At 54.0% G+C, this 18,275-nt stretch carries 18 protein-coding genes; 10 read left to right on the top strand and 8 right to left on the bottom strand.

Annotated elements, in window-relative coordinates; translation table 11 throughout:
- Positions 1-37: 37 nt before the first annotated feature.
- Positions 38-1,795, top strand: coding sequence for a DUF4153 domain-containing protein (locus V1566_RS01280; protein ID WP_395304849.1), 1,758 nt, complete (start codon positions 38-40; stop codon positions 1,793-1,795).
- A gap of 122 nt (positions 1,796-1,917) precedes the next feature.
- Here V1566_RS01280 and hslO read toward each other — a convergent pair whose 3' ends face one another.
- The 4 genes from hslO to V1566_RS01260 form a co-directional block, all read right to left on the bottom strand.
- Positions 1,918-2,802, bottom strand: coding sequence for an Hsp33 family molecular chaperone HslO (gene hslO / locus V1566_RS01275; RefSeq protein WP_162269339.1), 885 nt, complete (start codon positions 2,800-2,802; stop codon positions 1,918-1,920).
- Between the two features lie 17 nt (positions 2,803-2,819).
- The gene (gene hslR, locus V1566_RS01270; RefSeq protein WP_023333710.1) at positions 2,820-3,221 is read right to left on the bottom strand and encodes a ribosome-associated heat shock protein Hsp15; all 402 of its coding nucleotides are present in this window, start codon (positions 3,219-3,221) and stop codon (positions 2,820-2,822) included.
- Entirely contained in the window at positions 3,218-3,901 is a 684-nt protein-coding gene (gene yrfG, locus V1566_RS01265; protein ID WP_395304848.1) for a GMP/IMP nucleotidase, read from the bottom strand. The genes hslR and yrfG overlap by 4 nt, the downstream gene beginning before the upstream one ends.
- 67 nt (positions 3,902-3,968) lie before the next feature.
- On the bottom strand, positions 3,969-6,104 hold the full coding sequence (locus V1566_RS01260; protein ID WP_395304847.1) for an intracellular growth attenuator family protein: 2,136 nt from the start codon (positions 6,102-6,104) through the stop codon (positions 3,969-3,971).
- A 321-nt stretch (positions 6,105-6,425) separates the two neighbouring features.
- Here V1566_RS01260 and nudE point away from each other — a divergent pair, with 321 nt between their 5' ends.
- A complete protein-coding gene (gene nudE / locus V1566_RS01255) occupies positions 6,426-6,986 on the top strand; it encodes an ADP compounds hydrolase NudE (RefSeq protein ID WP_023333707.1) in 561 nt (186 codons plus the stop codon).
- A 28-nt stretch (positions 6,987-7,014) separates the two neighbouring features.
- Here nudE and V1566_RS01250 read toward each other — a convergent pair whose 3' ends face one another.
- The 4 genes from V1566_RS01250 to mrcA form a co-directional block, all read right to left on the bottom strand.
- Positions 7,015-7,437 carry a hypothetical protein gene (locus tag V1566_RS01250; protein WP_395304846.1) on the bottom strand — a complete coding sequence of 141 codons (423 nt, stop codon included), beginning with the start codon at positions 7,435-7,437 and terminating at the stop codon, positions 7,015-7,017.
- 65 nt (positions 7,438-7,502) lie between these two features.
- Complete coding sequence (locus V1566_RS01245) at positions 7,503-8,132, bottom strand: hypothetical protein (protein WP_395304845.1); 630 nt, start codon at positions 8,130-8,132, stop codon at positions 7,503-7,505.
- A 19-nt stretch (positions 8,133-8,151) separates the two neighbouring features.
- A complete protein-coding gene (locus V1566_RS01240; RefSeq protein ID WP_395304844.1) occupies positions 8,152-8,802 on the bottom strand; it encodes a hypothetical protein in 651 nt (216 codons plus the stop codon).
- 113 nt (positions 8,803-8,915) lie between these two features.
- Positions 8,916-11,468: a peptidoglycan glycosyltransferase/peptidoglycan DD-transpeptidase MrcA gene (gene mrcA / locus V1566_RS01235; RefSeq protein WP_395304843.1), complete on the bottom strand. Its 2,553-nt coding sequence runs from the start codon at positions 11,466-11,468 to the stop codon at positions 8,916-8,918.
- A gap of 120 nt (positions 11,469-11,588) precedes the next feature.
- On the opposite strand from mrcA, the gene pilM reads away from it, so the two are divergent.
- From pilM to damX, 8 genes are all read left to right on the top strand, one after another.
- Complete coding sequence (gene pilM / locus V1566_RS01230) at positions 11,589-12,365, top strand: pilus assembly protein PilM (RefSeq protein ID WP_395304842.1); 777 nt, start codon at positions 11,589-11,591, stop codon at positions 12,363-12,365.
- Positions 12,362-12,856: a PilN domain-containing protein gene (locus V1566_RS01225; RefSeq protein ID WP_395304841.1), complete on the top strand. Its 495-nt coding sequence runs from the start codon at positions 12,362-12,364 to the stop codon at positions 12,854-12,856. The genes pilM and V1566_RS01225 overlap by 4 nt, the downstream gene beginning before the upstream one ends.
- A gap of 3 nt (positions 12,857-12,859) precedes the next feature.
- Entirely contained in the window at positions 12,860-13,315 is a 456-nt protein-coding gene (locus tag V1566_RS01220) for a HofO (protein WP_395304840.1), read from the top strand.
- Complete coding sequence (locus V1566_RS01215) at positions 13,305-13,709, top strand: HofP DNA utilization family protein (protein WP_395304839.1); 405 nt, start codon at positions 13,305-13,307, stop codon at positions 13,707-13,709. The genes V1566_RS01220 and V1566_RS01215 overlap by 11 nt, the downstream gene beginning before the upstream one ends.
- Positions 13,621-14,859 (top strand): DNA uptake porin HofQ, encoded by a 1,239-nt coding sequence (gene hofQ / locus V1566_RS01210; protein ID WP_395304838.1) that lies wholly within the window; start codon positions 13,621-13,623, stop codon positions 14,857-14,859. Before V1566_RS01215 ends, hofQ begins: the two co-directional genes overlap by 89 nt.
- A gap of 286 nt (positions 14,860-15,145) precedes the next feature.
- On the top strand, positions 15,146-15,667 hold the full coding sequence (aroK, locus tag V1566_RS01205; RefSeq protein ID WP_003861630.1) for a shikimate kinase AroK: 522 nt from the start codon (positions 15,146-15,148) through the stop codon (positions 15,665-15,667).
- Between the two features lie 57 nt (positions 15,668-15,724).
- On the top strand, positions 15,725-16,813 hold the full coding sequence (gene aroB / locus V1566_RS01200) for a 3-dehydroquinate synthase (protein WP_395304837.1): 1,089 nt from the start codon (positions 15,725-15,727) through the stop codon (positions 16,811-16,813).
- Positions 16,814-16,905: 92 nt separating this feature from the next.
- On the top strand, positions 16,906-18,222 hold the full coding sequence (gene damX, locus V1566_RS01195; protein WP_395304836.1) for a cell division protein DamX: 1,317 nt from the start codon (positions 16,906-16,908) through the stop codon (positions 18,220-18,222).
- The last annotated feature ends 53 nt before the right edge of the window (positions 18,223-18,275 follow it).

The raw sequence follows: 18,275 nt of genomic DNA, 5'->3' as shown, positions 1-18,275 counted from the left end.
TGAAACAATAGACTTTTCGTGATTAAAGGGATGAAAGATGGAAAACAGTGAAACGTTGTCACCTTCTACACGCGGAGTCGTGGTACTGGCGGGCGCATTGCAGGGAGTCATATGCTATTTAATCATGTGGTATATCGAGTACACGAAATTGTCTTCCAATACGCTTTGGCTGACGTGCGTTGTACCTGCCACCGTGGTGATGACAACAACATTATCGCTTTCCATGACGTCATTCAGAAAGTCTTTTTTGTGGCTGTCGCTTGGAATAATTGGTGCGATTGTCGCGGGCATGGGGGGCTGGCTTAAGTGGAGCGTTGCGGGGCTGGAAAGCTGGGATACCAGAGATGCGATGCTCTTTTTTGGGTTTCACCTTCTGCTGATGACATTTCTTATGTTGCCGTGGCTTCAACGGTGTCTGGAAACTGGGTCGACGGATTCGTTTTATAGTGAGTTCTTTGATCGAAACTGGAATAACGTACTAACATTATTACTTATTTTTGTCTCAAATGGGCTGTTCTGGCTTTTGCTTTTCCTCTGGGCTGAGCTCTTCGAACTTATTGGCATACAATTTTTTGATCGGCTTTTCTTCCATTCTGACTGGTTTATTTCGGTGGCAATTGGCGTGGTGTCTGCAAGTGTGGCCGTGCTGGCGCGCATGCAGGTGCGTTTGATTCGGGCATTACAAAACCTGCTTACGCTTATCGCGACCGGCTTGTTGCCTCTGATGGCGGCATTAGCACTGCTGTTTATTGGCGCATTACCCGTGGTTGGCTTTGATGCCATTTCCGCGCGGATTTCCGCAGCGGGCCTGCTGACCGCATTAGCGCTTCTGCAGCTCTTTCTGGTGACGATAGTCTGGCATCCGCAACGTCAAACGCTGCCCTACTATGCGCTCATAAACGGGATGGTTCGCCTCGCCGTCACGTTTGTTCCCGCCTATCCGGTATTAGCGGGGTGGGCGCTATGGCTACGTATTTCACAATATGGCTGGTCACCGGAACGTCTGTATGGTGCACTCATCACTATGGTGGCACTGGTCTGGGCGGTGGGATTTTGTGTGAGCGTCGTATTTTTCCGTCGCGCCGCGCAAAAGCTGCAAGCGTATATTATCCCGGTAACGGGATTACTCGCGCTTACTCTCCTGATCCTGGTTCATACTCCTGTCCTTGACCCATGGCGTATCAGCGTTGAAAGCCATATGAGCCGTTATCATGACGGAAGAATTAATGCGGATCAGGTCAGCCTGTATATGCTGAGCAACACCGGACGAAAGGGACGGGAGGCTCTGCTCACGCTACAAAACGATCCCCAATTTATTTCAAACCCTAAGCGGCAGCGCGAGCTTAATGGTCTTATCTCTGGAAACCGTGAAGGGGCAGGGAAGATGACCGCCGAGATGCTGGAAAAACAGATCCAGCTCGCGCCTGGAATGGCCCGTCCTGACAAAGGATTATGGCAAGCCATGTTCAGCAATCAGTATCGCTTTGAGAGCTGCGAAAGCGCTCAGGGTAACTGTTTACTCATGTCGCTCGATCTGAACGGAGACGGCAAACCGGAAGCCGTGCTGTATCAATTTACCGATCGCACGATCGTGGCTTACACACAAACCGACACTGGCTGGCGGATCGCCGGGGACGCGTGGAAAATGCCGGAGGCGTTGAGCAAAGAAGAACTTGACCGCGCATTACGGCAGGGGAAGGTGAAATCTATCGTGAAACCCTGGGCGGATATCGAGATTTTCGGGAAACGTGTCGATATGAGCTACGACAGTTACACTAACGCGCAGTGGCGTTAGTGCTCTTTCTTGCCAGGTGGCGCTACGCTTACCCGACCTACAATTAGCAATTATATCAATAAATTACACAATTCATTGTAGGCCCGTGCAAGCATAGCGCCGCCGGGCAACAGGCTCAGAGTTTAGTGAACCTGCGGATCCGCCGGGGAGGCGTTATTGCGGATCTCCGCGATATCCATCGAATTGAACACGTAGTGCGTACCGCAGTAGTCACAGTGCATATCAATTTCGCCGTCTTCCGCCATGATGCTGTCGATCTCTTCATCCGGCAGGGTTTTCAGTGCGCCAGCGCAGCGCTCGCGGGAGCAGGTGCACTTAAATTCCACCGCCTGCGGGTCGTAGACCGTCACTTCTTCTTCGTGGTACAGACGCCACAGCACGTCGGTCGCTGACAGGTTGAACAGCTCTTCCGCTTTGATGGTTTCGGTCAGCGTCGCCAGGTGCTCAAAGTCATTGGTCTGCGCGTCCTGCGCAGGCAGAACCTGCAGCAGCATACCGCCGGCAGCAGGCTGACCGTCCACTTCACCAGTGCGGATGAAGAGACGCGTCGGCAGCTGTTCAGAACGCATAAAGTAATCTTCCAGACAGGCTGCCAGGGTATCGCCTTCCAGACCCACCACGCCCTGATAGCGCTCACCTTCCTCAGGGGAGATGGTGATCACCAGGTAGCCATTACCTACCAGCGTTTTGAGGTCTGCATTTTCAGGCACGTCGCCCTGAACGCGCGCCACGCCGCGCATCTGCTGCTGGTTATTGCCGTTGATCACCGCCAGCGTCATCGGGCCGTCACCCTGCAGCTGCACGGTGATATCACCGGCAAACTTCAGCGTCGCCGTCAGCAGGCTGGTGGCAACCAACAGTTCGCCCAACAGGGTCTTCACCGGCAGCGGGTAGTTGTGGTTTTCCAGAATCTGTTTCCAGGTTTCGGATACGGTGACCAGCTCGCCGCGCACGGCGAATTGTTCAAACAGATAGCGGTGTAATTGGTCGTGTTGGGCCATTTTCATCTCTCGTGCGGGTGAGGTTACTCTGTCTCACCGTGTTTAAATTTCATCAGATCGCGGCGCTCTTTTTTATCCGGCCGCCGGTCCGGGTGAGGCATCGTCAGCGCGTTCATTTTGCGCGCCAGCGCGGTCTTCTCGCGTTTTTCAATGCTCTCCGCCGTCTCTTCATAAAGCAGTACGGCTTCCGTTGCGGGTCGACGTTGTTCGGTAATGGCTTTAATCACCACCGTACGTTCATCGTTGCCCTGACGCAGCGTTAAGGTGGCATTCAGCTCAACCAGCTTGCTCGGTTTGCTGCGCTGACCGTTGTAATGCACTTTTCCGCCGTCAACCATCTCGCGGGCAAGGGCGCGTGTTTTATAAAAACGCGCTGCCCACAGCCATTTATCCAGTCTTACCCCGTCAGAGGGTTTTTCTTTCATGGTGTCTCCTTCACGGTCAGTGAGGGGATCATCTGGCGATAGTCGTTCAGTCCAGGGTGGCGCAGATAGCTTTTTTCAGCCAGGCCAGAGTCAGGATTGGTCACGCCCAGACAGTAGCGAATGCCAAACCTTGCCGCGGAATCCAGAATGGGCTCGCTGTCATCAATGAACAGCGTACGTTCAGGCTGCAAACCCGTCTCTTCCTTCACCGCATGCCACAACCGCTGATCCTCTTTCGGATAACCAAATGTGTGGGTGGAAAGTAATAAATCAAGGTGCGACGCCAGCCCAGTATGCTCCAGCTTTACCGCCAGATTATGTGGATGCGCGTTGGTCAGCAAAATACGGCGCTTGCCGCTTGCTTTCAGCGCATCCAGAAAGGGCACGGTATCCTCGCGCAGAATGGCGCGCGGGCCCTGGGTGGTGGTCATGGCACAAATATCCAAACCGAGGCGCTCGCTCCAGTAATCAAGACAGTACCAGTTTAGCGTATGTTGTACCGCGCTATATTGCGAACGAATGAATGCCTGCGCTTCTGCCGGGGAGATCCCCTGCTGTTCGCCGTAGGTTTCAGGAACCAGCGTTTGCCAGAAATAGTTATCAAAGGCGAGATCGAGCAGCGTGCCGTCCATATCCAGCAGAACGGTATCAACCTCCTGCCAGGCGATATCAAGATGCATTAGGGGGAACTCCAGCCAGAAGAAACGTGCGCGACAGGGTAGCACATCTTGTCGCGCAACGACGTTATCAGATCAGGCTCTCAGACGAGGGGATCAGCTTAGGATTGAGGCAGTTTTCATAATACTGCTGGATGTCGGCAAGCCGGGTGCGCGAGCGCTGGTAGCGGCGCAGGGCCATAAAGCCGTTCCAGAAAATGGCGGCAAGCATCGCGGTCATCAGCAGAGAGGTGCCAATATAGCGCCATAAACCTGCGCTATCCGGCATCCGGTGCAGGCCGATATGGCGAGTGCCGTTGGCATCGGTGTAGATGCTTGTGACAATCCCTTCGGCGCTGAACGGCGTTTGCATCAGCATCTGCGCCAGGCGCTGGAATTGGCTCCACTGCTCCTGTGCCGGGTAGTCATAAAGCGCAACCTGCGGATAAGGCTGATCGACCAGGTCGCTGCCTTCATCGCTGACAATCACAAATCCGCCGGGTGCCGGGCTGTTCAGCGCCTGAGCCGCACGGGTGGTCTCGCGCATCATGAACGGCGAGGTCGAGGTAGCTACGAGGTTATCCAGCGATTCAGCGCTCACCGGACGCAGCAGCACGTTAACGCCATCCAGTCGTCCCGCTTCGGCGCGTTTCACCAGCGAGTCCCAGTCTTTACTGTTACCCAGGTTTACCAGGGCGTTTTTAAGACGTATGCACTCATCCTGAGAGGAGCATAAATCCTGAGTTTTCAGGACGATGTCACCAAAATCATCCAGCAGAACCATGCCTGATTTCTGAATGGCCGAGCGCAGCGCAGGGCTGACGCGTGAATCATCGTCCGGTTTCGGATGCAACTGGCGGTTCACCGTCTGGGTAAGCGCCGTGGCCTTATTAATTACTTCGGATTCCGGCAGCGGCAGCGGCGGAGCGTCGTTCCAGATAATTTGCGAGCAGTCAAACGGCATGAAAGGCGAGTTCTGGCGGGTATTCCACGCCCCTGGGGTGTGAATATTACACATCCCGGTACCTTTCAGGCGCAGCGTGTCCCCCACGCGCGCACCGGCTTCATCCAGTTTATTGACGCTGGTCGCTTCAATGGTTTGCGCGCCTTTGATCCACGACAGGGTGAATTTGATGGGCATATCCAGCGGCACGAAAAGCAGCAGCATGGCTAAGACCAGCGCGGCGCCGCCGGCAATGACCGCACTGCGCAGCCAGTGCTGAAGCGGGAAATTTTTCACTTCATCATGCAGAGACAGGAAGCGCCCCTGACGCACAACGTGGCGGTCAAGATAGATATCAATATCGGTTTTCTGTCCTAAGTCTTGCGTAATCCACGGTTGCCAGTGGCGCGGGTAGATAAGGTCGATAATACCGAGTGAAATATTGTTGAGATGTTCCTGATCGTTTTCACCGAACAGGCCCCAGCGCTTTGGCGTACCGCGCAGGCAGTGGATCTCTCGTAACGAGGTTTTGGCCGGTGGGGCAAAGAGTCCCCAAAGCCCGGCAGCCAGCAGCAGCACCGCGCCTCCCGCCAGCCAGGGAACAAACACATCCGGTGTGAGCAGGCAGAAAAAAAAGAGCAGGAAGGCCGCGACGATCAGAATGGCTTCGCGGATGCCGTCCGGGCGGCTCAGGGCGTACTCTTCATGCGTCTCCTGGCGAATGTTCAGCAGTTCGATCTGCTCAGTCTCTTCGCCACGAATGGATGCCTGCGTTGAACTCGCGCGCTCCAGCGCAAAACGCGGAGCTTCCTGAAGGTACTCATTCAGCGTATGGCCGTTAAGCGAAATAACCAGGGGCAACGAATCGGTGTGAATCAGCTCAACGCTGTTCTCGTCATTAATGTACTGCTCCCAGGACGGGGGCAGATGCACTTCGACAGAATCAAGGTAATAGCGCCATTTGTTGGGGTCATCAGTGGTGATGCCATAGCGCGTGATGGAGCGCGTCACGCAAAGCACGGTATCACTTTGCGCATTAAGCTTGAGCGCGACGGGCGCAGCGGTGGCTCCCGTTGGCCCAGGCGTTAGCTGAGTACGGTTCAGAATTTCGAGATAGTTTTCAACCGCATCGCGCTCGTCTTGCGTGAGTTTACGTGTGCTCGCACCCGCAAATGCGTTTAAAAAGGGCAGACGATAACGGCGCTGTACGCGGCGCCTGTACAACCACCCTGCAACCAATGCGCTGGCCAGCATAGCAGCGAGAACAATCAAAATGGTGCTCATGCTTTCCCCATCTTACTTATCTTACAGGTGTAGTCAGTAGCACCTTTACATTGAATGAGAGTCTGTGGTTGGCTATCGGCAAGTATGGAGTCGAACTTGAGCATTCTGAAGCGCATCCCAGTGACCGGTGATGATAGCAAAGCCTGTTATGGCGCGATATCAGCAAATTCCTGGAAACATTTCAACCTCTTGACATTTGTTTTGAATTGAGGATTGATCCCTGCTACGTTGCATAAATGTAAATAAAGAACAATTGACGTTGCCGAAACCGTGCGGCATATCGCACAATAACGCCAGTTCTCACTGCTAAGACCCATCACGATGAGCAAACCACTACAAAAACCCACCATTCTGAATGTTGAAACTGTCGCCAAATCGCGCCTGTTTAATGTCGAAAGTGTGGACCTGGAGTTCAGCAACGGTGTGCGTCGCGTTTATGAACGTATGCGCCCTTCTTCGCGCGAAGCGGTGATGATTATTCCCATTATCGACGATCATCTGATTTTGATCCGCGAATACGCTGTGGGAACGGAATCCTACGAGCTTGGTTTCTCGAAAGGGCTTATCGACCCGGGTGAAACCGTCTTTGAAGCGGCAAACCGCGAGCTGAAGGAAGAGGTCGGCTTCGGGGCGAATGAGCTTTCATTCCTGAAAAAGCTGAGCATGGCGCCGTCCTATTTTTCCAGCAAAATGAATATCGTGGTGGCCGAAGATCTCTATCCTGAATCGCTCGAAGGGGATGAGCCGGAGCCACTGCCGCAGGTTCGATGGCCGCTAGCGCACCTGATGGATCTGCTGGAAGACCCTGACTTTAATGAGGCTCGCAACGTGAGCGCGCTATTCCTGGTGAGGGAGTGGTTGAAGGGGCAGGGAAGGTTGTAGAGTATATCTACGCACCCTGCATGATTATTCATCTGTATTTTTTGACTACAGATTTGAGCGCTAAGGTTATGATGCTTCCAACTCCTCCGAGAATTGCACCAACCGCAGAGCCCAGTGCAAGACTGTAAATATATTCCTTCAGCGGTAGAGTAGACATGGAGCCATACAGCATCAGAGCTATAGCCGTTGCCAGCGATCCATGTACAACCGTTAACCATGCCCTTTTTTCTATTAAGGCGGCCATCAGGCATCCGCAGAGAAAGGTGGCGAAGTAACATAAACCATTGAAAAAATAGATCCAAAAATCTCCAAGAGATCGCCCGAAAAACCAATAGTTGGTGAAAACTTGAATTAAATGTCGGGCAAAAATATAACTATTAATACTCAAAAGATAAGATAAAATCATTGATATTTTGAGATCGTACTTATGATCTGGGTTTTTAATTCCCATAGTATTACTCCCATGATTTTTCATTGCCATCTTAGTTGTAGATTAATTCATTGATATTATATTTTTTAATATTTTGTAAAAGATCTATTTGAATGGAAGATATAATTACGTACATCACCAGCCATTAATGAATCTCTATCAAGGAACGTTAGCTGTATCAAATTTGATAATTGTTGTCTGGTCGGATTCCTTTTTAACCACCAATGAAATGCGCCATTTCGGTAATGTTCTGAACCGTCTTCATCTCCTGAAAGGTAGTGATCTATCTGACCAATGAATAATTCATCGGGGTATAGGCCAAACTCAAGCCATTCTTTCGGAAAATGCATAAGCTCCAGGAAAGGTAGTTTGAGTTGGAGCTTATGGGTGAGTGGCTCCTGTAAACATCTGACTAAAACTGCATTGCTTAAATTTTCACGCAGGGCGATGGCTTCAATACATCCTCGATCGCCAGTATCTAAAATACAGAGTTGTAAGCTTTCGCTAATGCAATCGCGCTCGGCCATTTCGGACAGAGTACTTAGTGACAGACATCTTTTCGGCGTTGATAGCGCTAGCCTGCAGAGATGTTCAATTTGCGCTTTTGAAACAAATAGTGATAAATCCAGGATGATGTTTTCTGATGTGTCCCAAATATCGCAATAACGGGACCACTCATCCTGATTTATATCAGGTTGTAATCTTATTCCTGTCATCTTTGGATGCTCATCAATTTTATTTATTCAACGCGCGTTGTTTTTTGATAAATTCAATCGCTGTATCTAACTCTTCGGCGGTCTCTTCCGTAGCGCTGGGTAAACAAATCCAGGCGTGGCTATTAGCGATGCAAAGCACGTAAACACCCTCTATGATTAAAAAATCAGCAGTAGCATGCCAGGGGACAAAGGATGATACCTGTTTTGACGTGGTAATCGTCAATCCTTGTTCATCTATAATGATATTGTGATGTTGATTAACAACATCCTTGTGATAGGCCTGACGCTGCACTCTGCGTACGCAACGGAAAATACACAATTTGGCAAACAACGATCCAGCAGTCAGCAGCCAGATTGTGACGGCTAATGCTCCATCATTGCGAAAATAGAAAATATCAGAATCATCACAATCTGTTTTCCAGGCGGCGATAATAAAGTTTGTATTTAAAACGTGGAACAGGTTGTCACACTGAAAAACGGCCAGCGCAAACAAAGCAACGATGGAACTGAATGTTAATATCCTTGGCCAGCGTGATTGAGCGGGAAAATAATGGACGCGAGTTACGGCCTTGCATATCGAACGATATTGTTTAAATGTAAGATTTTGTTCAGACCGGAGGAAGTGGTATTGGTTCTTAAATGGCACGTTATCTGGCGTTATGTCACTCATTTGATATCATCCATGATGAAAACATCAATGATATTGCCACAATGAACTGCATAACAAGTTAGTGTTTCTACATATTTATTTAATTCAAAAAAAGGCGCCGAAGCGCCTTTTCGTCAGAACAACTCGTGCGTTTCGCCGTTATCAATAATCTCTGTACCCACCTCATGCACCGCCTGCGTGGTTGGCTGCGTGCCCTCGATGAAATACTCTGCACGGCTATTACCGCCGTTGGCGAGCTGGCCTGTGCTGCGGTCGATATTGACCGTCACCACACCTGGCGGTGGCGTCAACGGCTGCTCCGGCACGCCTTCAAGAACGGACTTCATGTAGGCGTCCCAGGCCGGCTGGGCGCTCTTCGCACCGCCTTCGTAGCCGGAAATCTGATCCTTAATCGCGCCGGATGCCGTTGTACGACCTAAGTCACGGCGGTGATCGTCGAAACCGATCCAGACCGATGTTACCACGCCCGGCCCGTACCCGGAGAACCACGCATCTTTCGAGCTGTTGGTGGTCCCCGTTTTACCGCCGATATCATGGCGCTGCAAATCACGCCCAGCACGCCAGCCAGTCCCCTGCCAGCCCGGCTCTCCGAAGATGTTGGTGTTCAGCGCGCTTTTGATCAGGAACGACAGCGGCGTATTGATCACATGCGGGGCATACTCCGGCGCACCGGTCTGTGCCACCAGCGACCGGTTAGCCTGCCCAAGCTGCGGCTGCGGCACGACGCCGTTCTGCTGCTCCTGAGACACGGCAACATCCTCCATGTCCTTGTTTTCAAGCACGTCGGATTTCGGTGTATTGCCATAGATGACCGGAATATCGCAGTCAGGACAGGCAATCTTCGGCTTCGCTTCGAACAGCACGCCGCCCTGGTCGTTTTCGATCTTGCTGATGAAGTACGGGTCAATCAGGAAGCCGCCGTTGGCCATCACCGAGTACCCGCGTGCAACCTGAAGCGGCGTAAAGGAGGCGGAGCCTAACGCCAGCGACTCGGTGCGAACGATGTTCTGTGCCGGGAAACCGAAGCGCTGCAGATACTCTGCGGCATAGTCGACGCCCATCGCGCGCATTGCGCGCACCATCACCACGTTTTTAGACTGTCCCAGACCCTGACGGAGACGAATAGGACCGGCATACTCCGCGGGGGAGTTCTTCGGCTGCCAGTCGGAACCAGCACCAGCATCCCAGCGGGAAATTGGCACGTCGTTAAGGATGCTGGCGAGGGTCAAGCCCTTATCCATCGCCGCCGTGTAGAGGAACGGTTTGATGTTGGAACCGACCTGACGCAGCGCCTGGGTGGCGCGGTTAAATTTGCTCTGGTTGAAATCAAACCCGCCGACGAGGGCCAGAACGGCACCGTTCTGTGGGTTGATGGAGACCAGGGCCGAGTTGACGTCCGGCACCTGTGCCAGCCACCAGGATTCGCCTACCTTGCGCACCCAGATTTGCTGCCCGGTTTGTACCGCATCGGTCACTTTACGCGGCGTTGCGCCCTGCAGCGTATCCGAGCGGTACGGACGCGCCCAGCGGATACCGTCCATACGCAGGGAGACGGAGGTACCGTCCGCGAGCGTCGCAACGGCTTCCTGAGGATCGGCCTGCGTCACCACGGCAGGAAGGAGCGGACCATAGGTTGGCAGCGCCTTCAGCGTACTGGTGATTTTTTTGCTGTCCCACGCGCTTTCGCCCACTTTCCAGAGCACGTTTGACGGGCCGCGATAGCCGTGACGCATATCGTAGTCCATCACGTTGTTCCGCACCGCTTCCTGAGCCGCCTGCTGGACCTTGCGGGTGACGGTGGTGTACACGCGATAGCCATCTTCATAGGCCTTGTCACCATAACGATTCACCATCTCCTGACGAACCATCTCGGTCAGGTAAGGGGACGCGAAGGCGATCTCAGGGGCGTGGTAGTTAGCGTCAATGACATCGTTACGCGCCTGGTCGTACTCGCTCTGGCTGATGTAGCCTTCGCTCAGCATACGTGACAGGACGACGTTACGACGCGCGGTGGCGCGATCGAGCGAGTAGAGCGGGTTAAACGTGGACGGCGCTTTCGGCAGACCGGCAATGGTTGCCATTTCGCTTAAGGTGAGTTGCTCAACAGGCTTACCGAAGTACACCTGTGCGGCAGCCCCCACGCCATAGGCGCGGTAGCCCAGGTAGATTTTGTTGAGGTACAGCTCAAGGATTTCGTCTTTGCTCAGCAGCTGCTCAATACGGATCGCAAGGAACACCTCTTTGATCTTACGTATCAGCGTCTTTTCAGGGCTGAGGAAGAAGTTACGCGCCAGCTGCTGCGTAATGGTACTCGCCCCCTGAGAGGCGTGACCTGAGAACAGCGCAATGCTCGCGGCACGGAAAATCCCCACCGGATCGACACCGTGGTGCTCGTAAAAACGGCTGTCCTCCGTGGCGATAAAGGCTTTCACCATCACGGGGGGGATTTGGTTTAAGGTCAGCGGAATACGACGCTTCTCGCCATATTGCGCCATCAGCTCGCCATCGGCGCTATAGACTTGCATCGGGATCTGGAGTCGCACATCGCGAAGCGTGGCGACATCAGGTAGCTGTGGCTCAATATATTTGTACAAACCGTAAATCGAGCCTGCTCCCAGCAGAATGCAACAGACTGCAAGGATGAATAAATACTTTACGAACTTCACCGGAGATTTCCCATTTGGTTTCACTTGGGCAGTTTCTAAACAATCGCGCGGTAGTATAAAGGCAAGCCTGATTCATTGATATAGCCGTCAAGGCGACGTGCGATAAGGAGATCGTGAAGCATGGCTTTCAAAACATGGCAAACGGGCGTTCATATTCAACAGGATAGGGTTCTGATCGTCGCGTTGGCTCGGGAGAAGTCGGGCTGGTGCTTGCGCCGCTGGTGGGCGATCCCTCTGGCCGAAGGCATCATTCGTGACGGCAAAATTTATCAGCCAGAACAGCTGGTTGATGCGTTACGCGACTGGCGGAAAACGCTGCCGCACTACCACCGGGTGTTCCTCTCTTTCCCGGCAGCACGTACCCTGCAGCGGTCGCTTCCCTGCCCGTCAGTAGCACTGCGCGACAGCGAACAGCTCTCGTGGCTTGGCGCGGCGCTCGCACGCGAACTGGAGATGTCTGCCGATACGCTCTGTTTCGATTACGCGCAGGATACCTTCAGCAATACCTTTCACGTGACTGCGGCACAAAACAACGAGGTCGACACCCTCCTGGCGCTGGCGAAAACGCTGCGTTTGCAACTGGTGACCATTACTCCGGATGCCAGCGCGCTGGCGAATCTTCTTCCTGCGGTGACACCAGTGAAGTGCATCGCCTGGCGGGACGATCGGCAGTGGCTGTGGGCGATGCGCCATCAGTGGGGACGCCGCTTTACCACAGAAGCCGAAAGCGTGGCTGAGTTGTCGGCGCTGCTGGCGCTTGGTCCGGATGACATCGCGCTGTTTGATAGCCGACGTGACCCGTGGGAAATCCTGGAACGCTGCCATGCCCCGCTACCGGACTGCGGCGCTGATTATACCGTTGCGCTGGCGATGGCCATGAGCGAGGTGCCCGGATGAGCATCATGAACTTTCTGCCCTGGCGGCAGCAGCGGCGCGCGCGATGCCTGCGTTTCTGGGGTGCAATGTGTGTCGGCACCGTGCTGTTGATGTTCGTGGTCATATTCGGTCTGCGGATGAACCCTCTTATGAGGCTGCGCGCGCTGCAAACGGATCTGACGGGAATACAGATCGTACAGCATGCGCTTCTCTCCCGGCAGAAACTCGCCTCACAGGCGCAGCTGCCAGCGCAGACATTTCAGCGACGCGCATGGCAACCGGTGCTGGAATCCCTTTCCCGCGCCATTCCGGCACAGGCCTGGCTGACAGAGCTGCGCTATCAGCCTCCCGCGCTGATGCTGAGCGGGTATGCCCTAACCCTGCCGGCCCTGTCTGCTCTGCGCGACGCGCTTGGCCAAATAGCGGGTTTCACGCCCGGGGCGGCGGGTGAGCTTCGGCAGGACAGCCAGGGGCGCTGGATGTTCACCCTTCATCTTAAAAGCGAGGGTTAACGCGTGAATACCCTGTTAGAACGCTGGTGCGAAAGCCGTCCCTGGTATCGGGTGCTCTTCTGGTGTCTGGGGAGTCTCCTGGCAGGAGTGGCCGCGTGGGGCACCCTGCTCAGACCGGTAGACAGGCAGTGTGCTGAACGACAACGCCAGTTGATTCAGGACACGGGAGCTAACGCAGCGTTATGGCCTGCCGTCAGAAAGGTGCCATTTCGTCCGGAAACACCGGAATCACGGGAGCTGATTTCTTTTTCCCCGCTCGATTTTCAGGGCGATAACACGACGCTGGTTCACTGGAAGCCGCTGCAGAACGGAGGGGAACTGATGCTGGAGGTTGAGTGGCAGGCGCTTCCGGGGCTTTTTTCCCGGCTGGCGCAGCGGGATGTGCAGATCACCGCTTTCGCGATTTCGCCACAAGGTACAGCATTGCGTCTGCGGCTGGAGCTGGAACATGCGAAATAGCGCGCGATATTTGCTGGTTTGCTCAGCTCTGCTATTGACCGGCATGCGCGATCCGTTTCGCCCGCCGGACGATCCCTGCGCCATTGGCGAACTGGCGCAGTGGCACTATCGCGGTATGGTGGGAGGACAGCAGGCTATCGGCATTTTACAGGATGGGCAAAAGCGCTGGTACCGGCTGAAAACGCATGAGCGCTTCCCGGCTGGCTGGACGATAACAGCCATCAATGAAACGGAACTGGTTGTTGATGTGGGTGACACATGTGAACCAGAAAAATGGATGTGGCAACGAGAAGGAATGGATAAGAATGAATTTACGGATAATGCTGTGGCTGCTGGCGTTCAGCCATCCGCTGTGGGCCGCCGCGCCAAAACCGGTCACGCTGATGGTGGATGACGTGCCTGTAGTCCAGGTGCTGCAGAGCCTGGCTGCACAGGAAAACCGTAATCTGGTGATATCGCCCGATGTCGGCGGCTCGCTTTCGCTTAACCTGACGCGCGTCCCCTGGCGACAAGCGTTACAGACGGTTGTCACCAGCGCTGGCCTCGTTTTGCGAGAGGAGAGAGGCATTTTTTATGTGCATACCGCGGCCTGGCAGCGTGAACAGCAGGAACGTTCAGAACAGGAGCGGGCGCGTCGACAGCTTGATGCACCGTTAGTGTCTCACAGTATCCCTTTTTCCTATGCCGATGCCGGAGAGCTGCAAAAAGCCGCGGAAAAATTCTTGAGTCCAAAGGGGAGTTTATCTGTCGACAAGCGCACCAATCGCCTGCTGATACGGGATAACCAGACGGTGGTGGAGACGCTGCAGCGCTGGGCCGCCCAGATGGATATTCCCGTCGAGCAGGTCGAGCTGGCGGCGCATATTGTGACCATTAATGAAAAAAGCCTGCGTGAGCTGGGAGTGAAGTGGAATCTCGCCGACGCCACCGATGCGGGTAAGGTTGGTCAGCTCACCACGCTTGGCAGCGATCTTTCCGTCGCCAGCGCCACCAGCCACGTGGGTTTTAACATCGGACGGATCAATGGTCGGCTGCTGGATCTGGAGCTTTCTGCGCTGGAGCAAAAACAGCAGGTCGATATCATCGCCAGCCCGCGGCTGCTGGCCTCGCATATGCAGCCGGCCAGCATCAAGCAGGGGAGTGAGATCCCGTATCAGGTTTCAAGCGGTGAAAGCGGCGCAACCTCCGTTGAGTTTAAGGAGGCGGTATTAGGGATGGAGGTCACGCCGGTGGTGTTACCGGGAGGGCGCGTGCGCCTGAAATTGCACATCAGCGAAAATATGCCGGGACAGGTGCTGCAGCAGGCGGACGGCGAAACGCTGGCGATCGACAAACAGGAGATAGAAACCCAGGTGGAGGTAAAAAGTGGAGAAACGCTGGCGTTAGGCGGAATTTTTTCTCAGAAGAACAAAACCGGCAGTGACAGCGTGCCGGGGCTGGGGAAAATCCCCTGGCTTGGTCAGCTTTTTCGCCATGATGGGAAGGATAATGAACGGCGCGAGTTAGTGGTGTTTATTACACCACGTCTGGTCGGTATTCGCTGACGGGTAACGATCCCCGCAATGATTTTGCATTCAGTTTGTTGCAGATGTTTGACGTGGGGCATGAATTAGCATACAAGGAGTACCGATTTGAGTTGGACTTACGTCTTATTACCTTATGCGCCCGACGCGGTGATTTAATCAGTTGCCAAACAAGCCGGAGTATTGAGATAATTTTTAGTCTGACTCTCGCTCTATTGCATATGAGGTTTCAGTTCATGTCCTGCTACGCTGAGTGTCTGCGAAGCGGGGATTACCATTAACGAATAGTCTTAGTAGTACCGATAAAATGGCAGAGAAACGCAATATCTTTCTGGTTGGGCCTATGGGTGCCGGCAAAAGCACTATTGGGCGTCAGTTAGCTCAACAACTCAATATGGAATTTTACGATTCTGATCAAGAGATTGAGAAACGAACCGGAGCTGATGTGGGCTGGGTTTTCGACGTAGAAGGCGAAGAAGGTTTCCGTGACCGAGAAGAAAAAGTGATCAACGAACTCACGGAAAAGCAGGGCATCGTTCTGGCAACAGGCGGCGGCTCTGTGAAATCTCGCGAAACCCGCAACCGTCTCTCCGCCCGTGGCGTAGTGGTCTATCTTGAGACGACCATCGAGAAACAGCTGGCACGTACGCAGCGCGATAAAAAGCGCCCGCTGCTGCAGGTTGAAACGCCACCACGCGAAGTTCTGGAAGCGTTGGCCGATGAACGCAATCCGCTGTATGAAGAGATTGCCGATGTGACCATTCGTACTGACGACCAGAGCGCTAAAGTGGTTGCAAACCAGATTATTCATATGCTGGAAAGCAACTGATTCTGGCTTTATATACACTCGCCTGCGGGTAAAAGCATTAAAGGTGGATGTCGCGTCATGGAGAGGATTACAGTTACTCTCGGGGAACGTAGTTACCCTATCACCATCGCGGCTGGTTTGTTTAACGACCCAGCTTCCTTTTTACCACTGAAAGCGGGTGATCAGGCGATGCTGGTCACCAATGAGACGCTGGCTCCGCTTTATCTCGACCGCGTACGCCACCTGCTTGAGCAGGCGGGCGTAAAAGTCGACAGTGTGATTCTCCCCGATGGCGAGCAGTATAAAAGCCTGACGGTACTGGATACCGTCTTTACTGCATTGCTGCAAAAACCGCACGGTCGCGATACAACACTGCTTGCCCTGGGCGGCGGTGTTGTGGGCGATCTGACCGGCTTTGCGGCCGCAAGCTATCAACGTGGCGTCCGTTTTATTCAAATCCCGACCACGTTGTTGTCCCAGGTCGACTCCTCTGTGGGTGGCAAAACGGCAGTCAACCATCCGCTCGGCAAAAACATGATCGGCGCGTTCTACCAGCCCGCATCGGTGGTGGTGGATCTCGACTGTCTGAAAACCCTGCCGAAGCGCGAACTGGCTTCTGGTCTGGCGGAAGTGATCAAATACGGCATTATTCTGGATGGCGAGTTCTTTAGCTGGCTTGAAGAGAATATGGATGCGCTGCTGCGCCTGGATGAGGCTAAACTGGCATACTGCATTCGTCGTTGTTGTGAGCTGAAAGCAGAAGTTGTCGCAGCAGACGAGCGTGAAACGGGCTTACGTGCTTTACTGAATCTTGGGCATACGTTTGGTCACGCGATTGAAGCCGAAATGGGTTACGGTAACTGGCTGCACGGTGAAGCCGTCGCGGCCGGTATGGTCATGGCAGCCCGCACCTCTGAACGTCTGGGGCAGTTTAAACCTGAAGAGACGGCACGCATCATTGCGCTGCTTGAACGTGCAGGTTTGCCGGTAACCGGGCCGCAGGAGATGTCGGCGCAAGCGTATTTACCCCACATGATGCGCGATAAAAAAGTATTGGCAGGCGAGATGCGTCTTGTACTCCCGCTTGCAATAGGGAAGAGTGAAGTGCGCGGCGGAGTGCCGCACGATGTCGTTCTTGGCGCTATCGCTGATTGTCAGCAGGCGTAACAACTAGAAAGGTCAGGCCACTGTCGCCGGTGGTCGTTTAGCTTCAGGTGAAATGCAAAGTCGTTAGCATAAGCCTTTGAGTGGGGTGTTAAATGGATGAATTCAAACCAGAAGACGAGCTGAAACCCGATCCCAGCGATCGTCGTACTGGTCGTTCTCGTCAATCTTCAGAACGTGATAACGAGCCGCAGATCAACTTTGACGATGTTGATCTGGATGCAGACGATCGTCGCCCTTCGCGCAGCCGCAACGCGCATGAAGAGCGAGCAGAAGAGGATTATGAGTCCGAAGAAGATTCAATGGACGAACAGCCTGTAGAGCGTCGCCCGCGTAAACGTAAAAAAGCCGCTGCGCCTAAACCGGCTTCCCGCCAGTACATTATGATGGGACTTGGCGTTCTGGTGCTTGTGCTGCTGATTGTCGGCATTGGCTCGGCGCTTAAAGCACCGTCATCGAACTCAACCGAGCAAACTACTTCCGCTGAGAAGAGCATCAACCTGTCCGGTAACGATGCGACCAATCAGGCGAATGGCGCACAGCCTGCACCGGGTGCGACTTCCGCAGAGCAGACCGCAGGTAACACCACAGCGCCTCAGGATGTTTCTCTGCCACCCGTTTCTTCAACCCCTGCTCAGGGTCAGGCACCTGCTACGCCTGAAGGCCAGCAGCGCGTAGAAGTTCAGGGTGACCTGAACAATGCGTTGACGCAGCCGCAGAACCAGCAGCAGGTTGATAACGTCGTGGTTAACTCCACGCTGCCAACTGAGCCGGCAACCGTTGCCCCGATCCGCGGTGGTAATGCTCAGCCACAAACGGCTGCGACGGAAACCAAACCGCGCCAGACGCAAACTGCGACACGTCCTGAACGTAAGCAGGCGGTGATTGAGCCTAAGCGTGAAACCAAACCTCAGGCAGTCGTCAAAGCACCTGAAGTGAAAGTCGCACCGGCACAGCCGAAACACACCGAAACGGCTGCGGTGAGCGAGCCTGCTAAAGCGCCTGTCACGCAGACTGCGCCGAAAGCAACGGCGACCACAACGGCACCGGCTGCCACAGCTGCGCCTGCAGCCACGGCTCCAGCAGCCACGGCAACAGCCTCCAGCAGCGCCGCAGGCAAAACGGCAGGTAACGTTGGTTCGCTGAAGTCTGCGCCATCCAGCAACTACACGCTGCAGCTGAGCAGTTCGTCTAACTATGACAACCTCAACAGCTGGGCGAAGAAATCAAATCTGAAAAACTACGTTGTTTATCAGACGACCCGTAACGGTCAACCGTGGTATGTGCTGGTCAGCGGTGTTTATACCTCCAAAGATGAAGCGAAACGTGCCGTGGCGGCACTGCCAGCTGATGTTCAGGCGAAAAACCCGTGGGCTAAGCCGATTCATCAGGTTCAGGCCGATCTGAAGTAATGTTTAAAGCGCAGGATGCTGTCGGAGCTTTCTCCACAGCCGGAGAAGGTGTA

The organism is Enterobacter sp. ECC-019, assembly GCF_043974075.1.
In the GTDB taxonomy this organism is placed as follows: Bacteria; Pseudomonadota; Gammaproteobacteria; order Enterobacterales; family Enterobacteriaceae; genus Enterobacter; species Enterobacter asburiae_D.
This window is presented reverse-complemented; position numbering and strand designations above follow the sequence as displayed.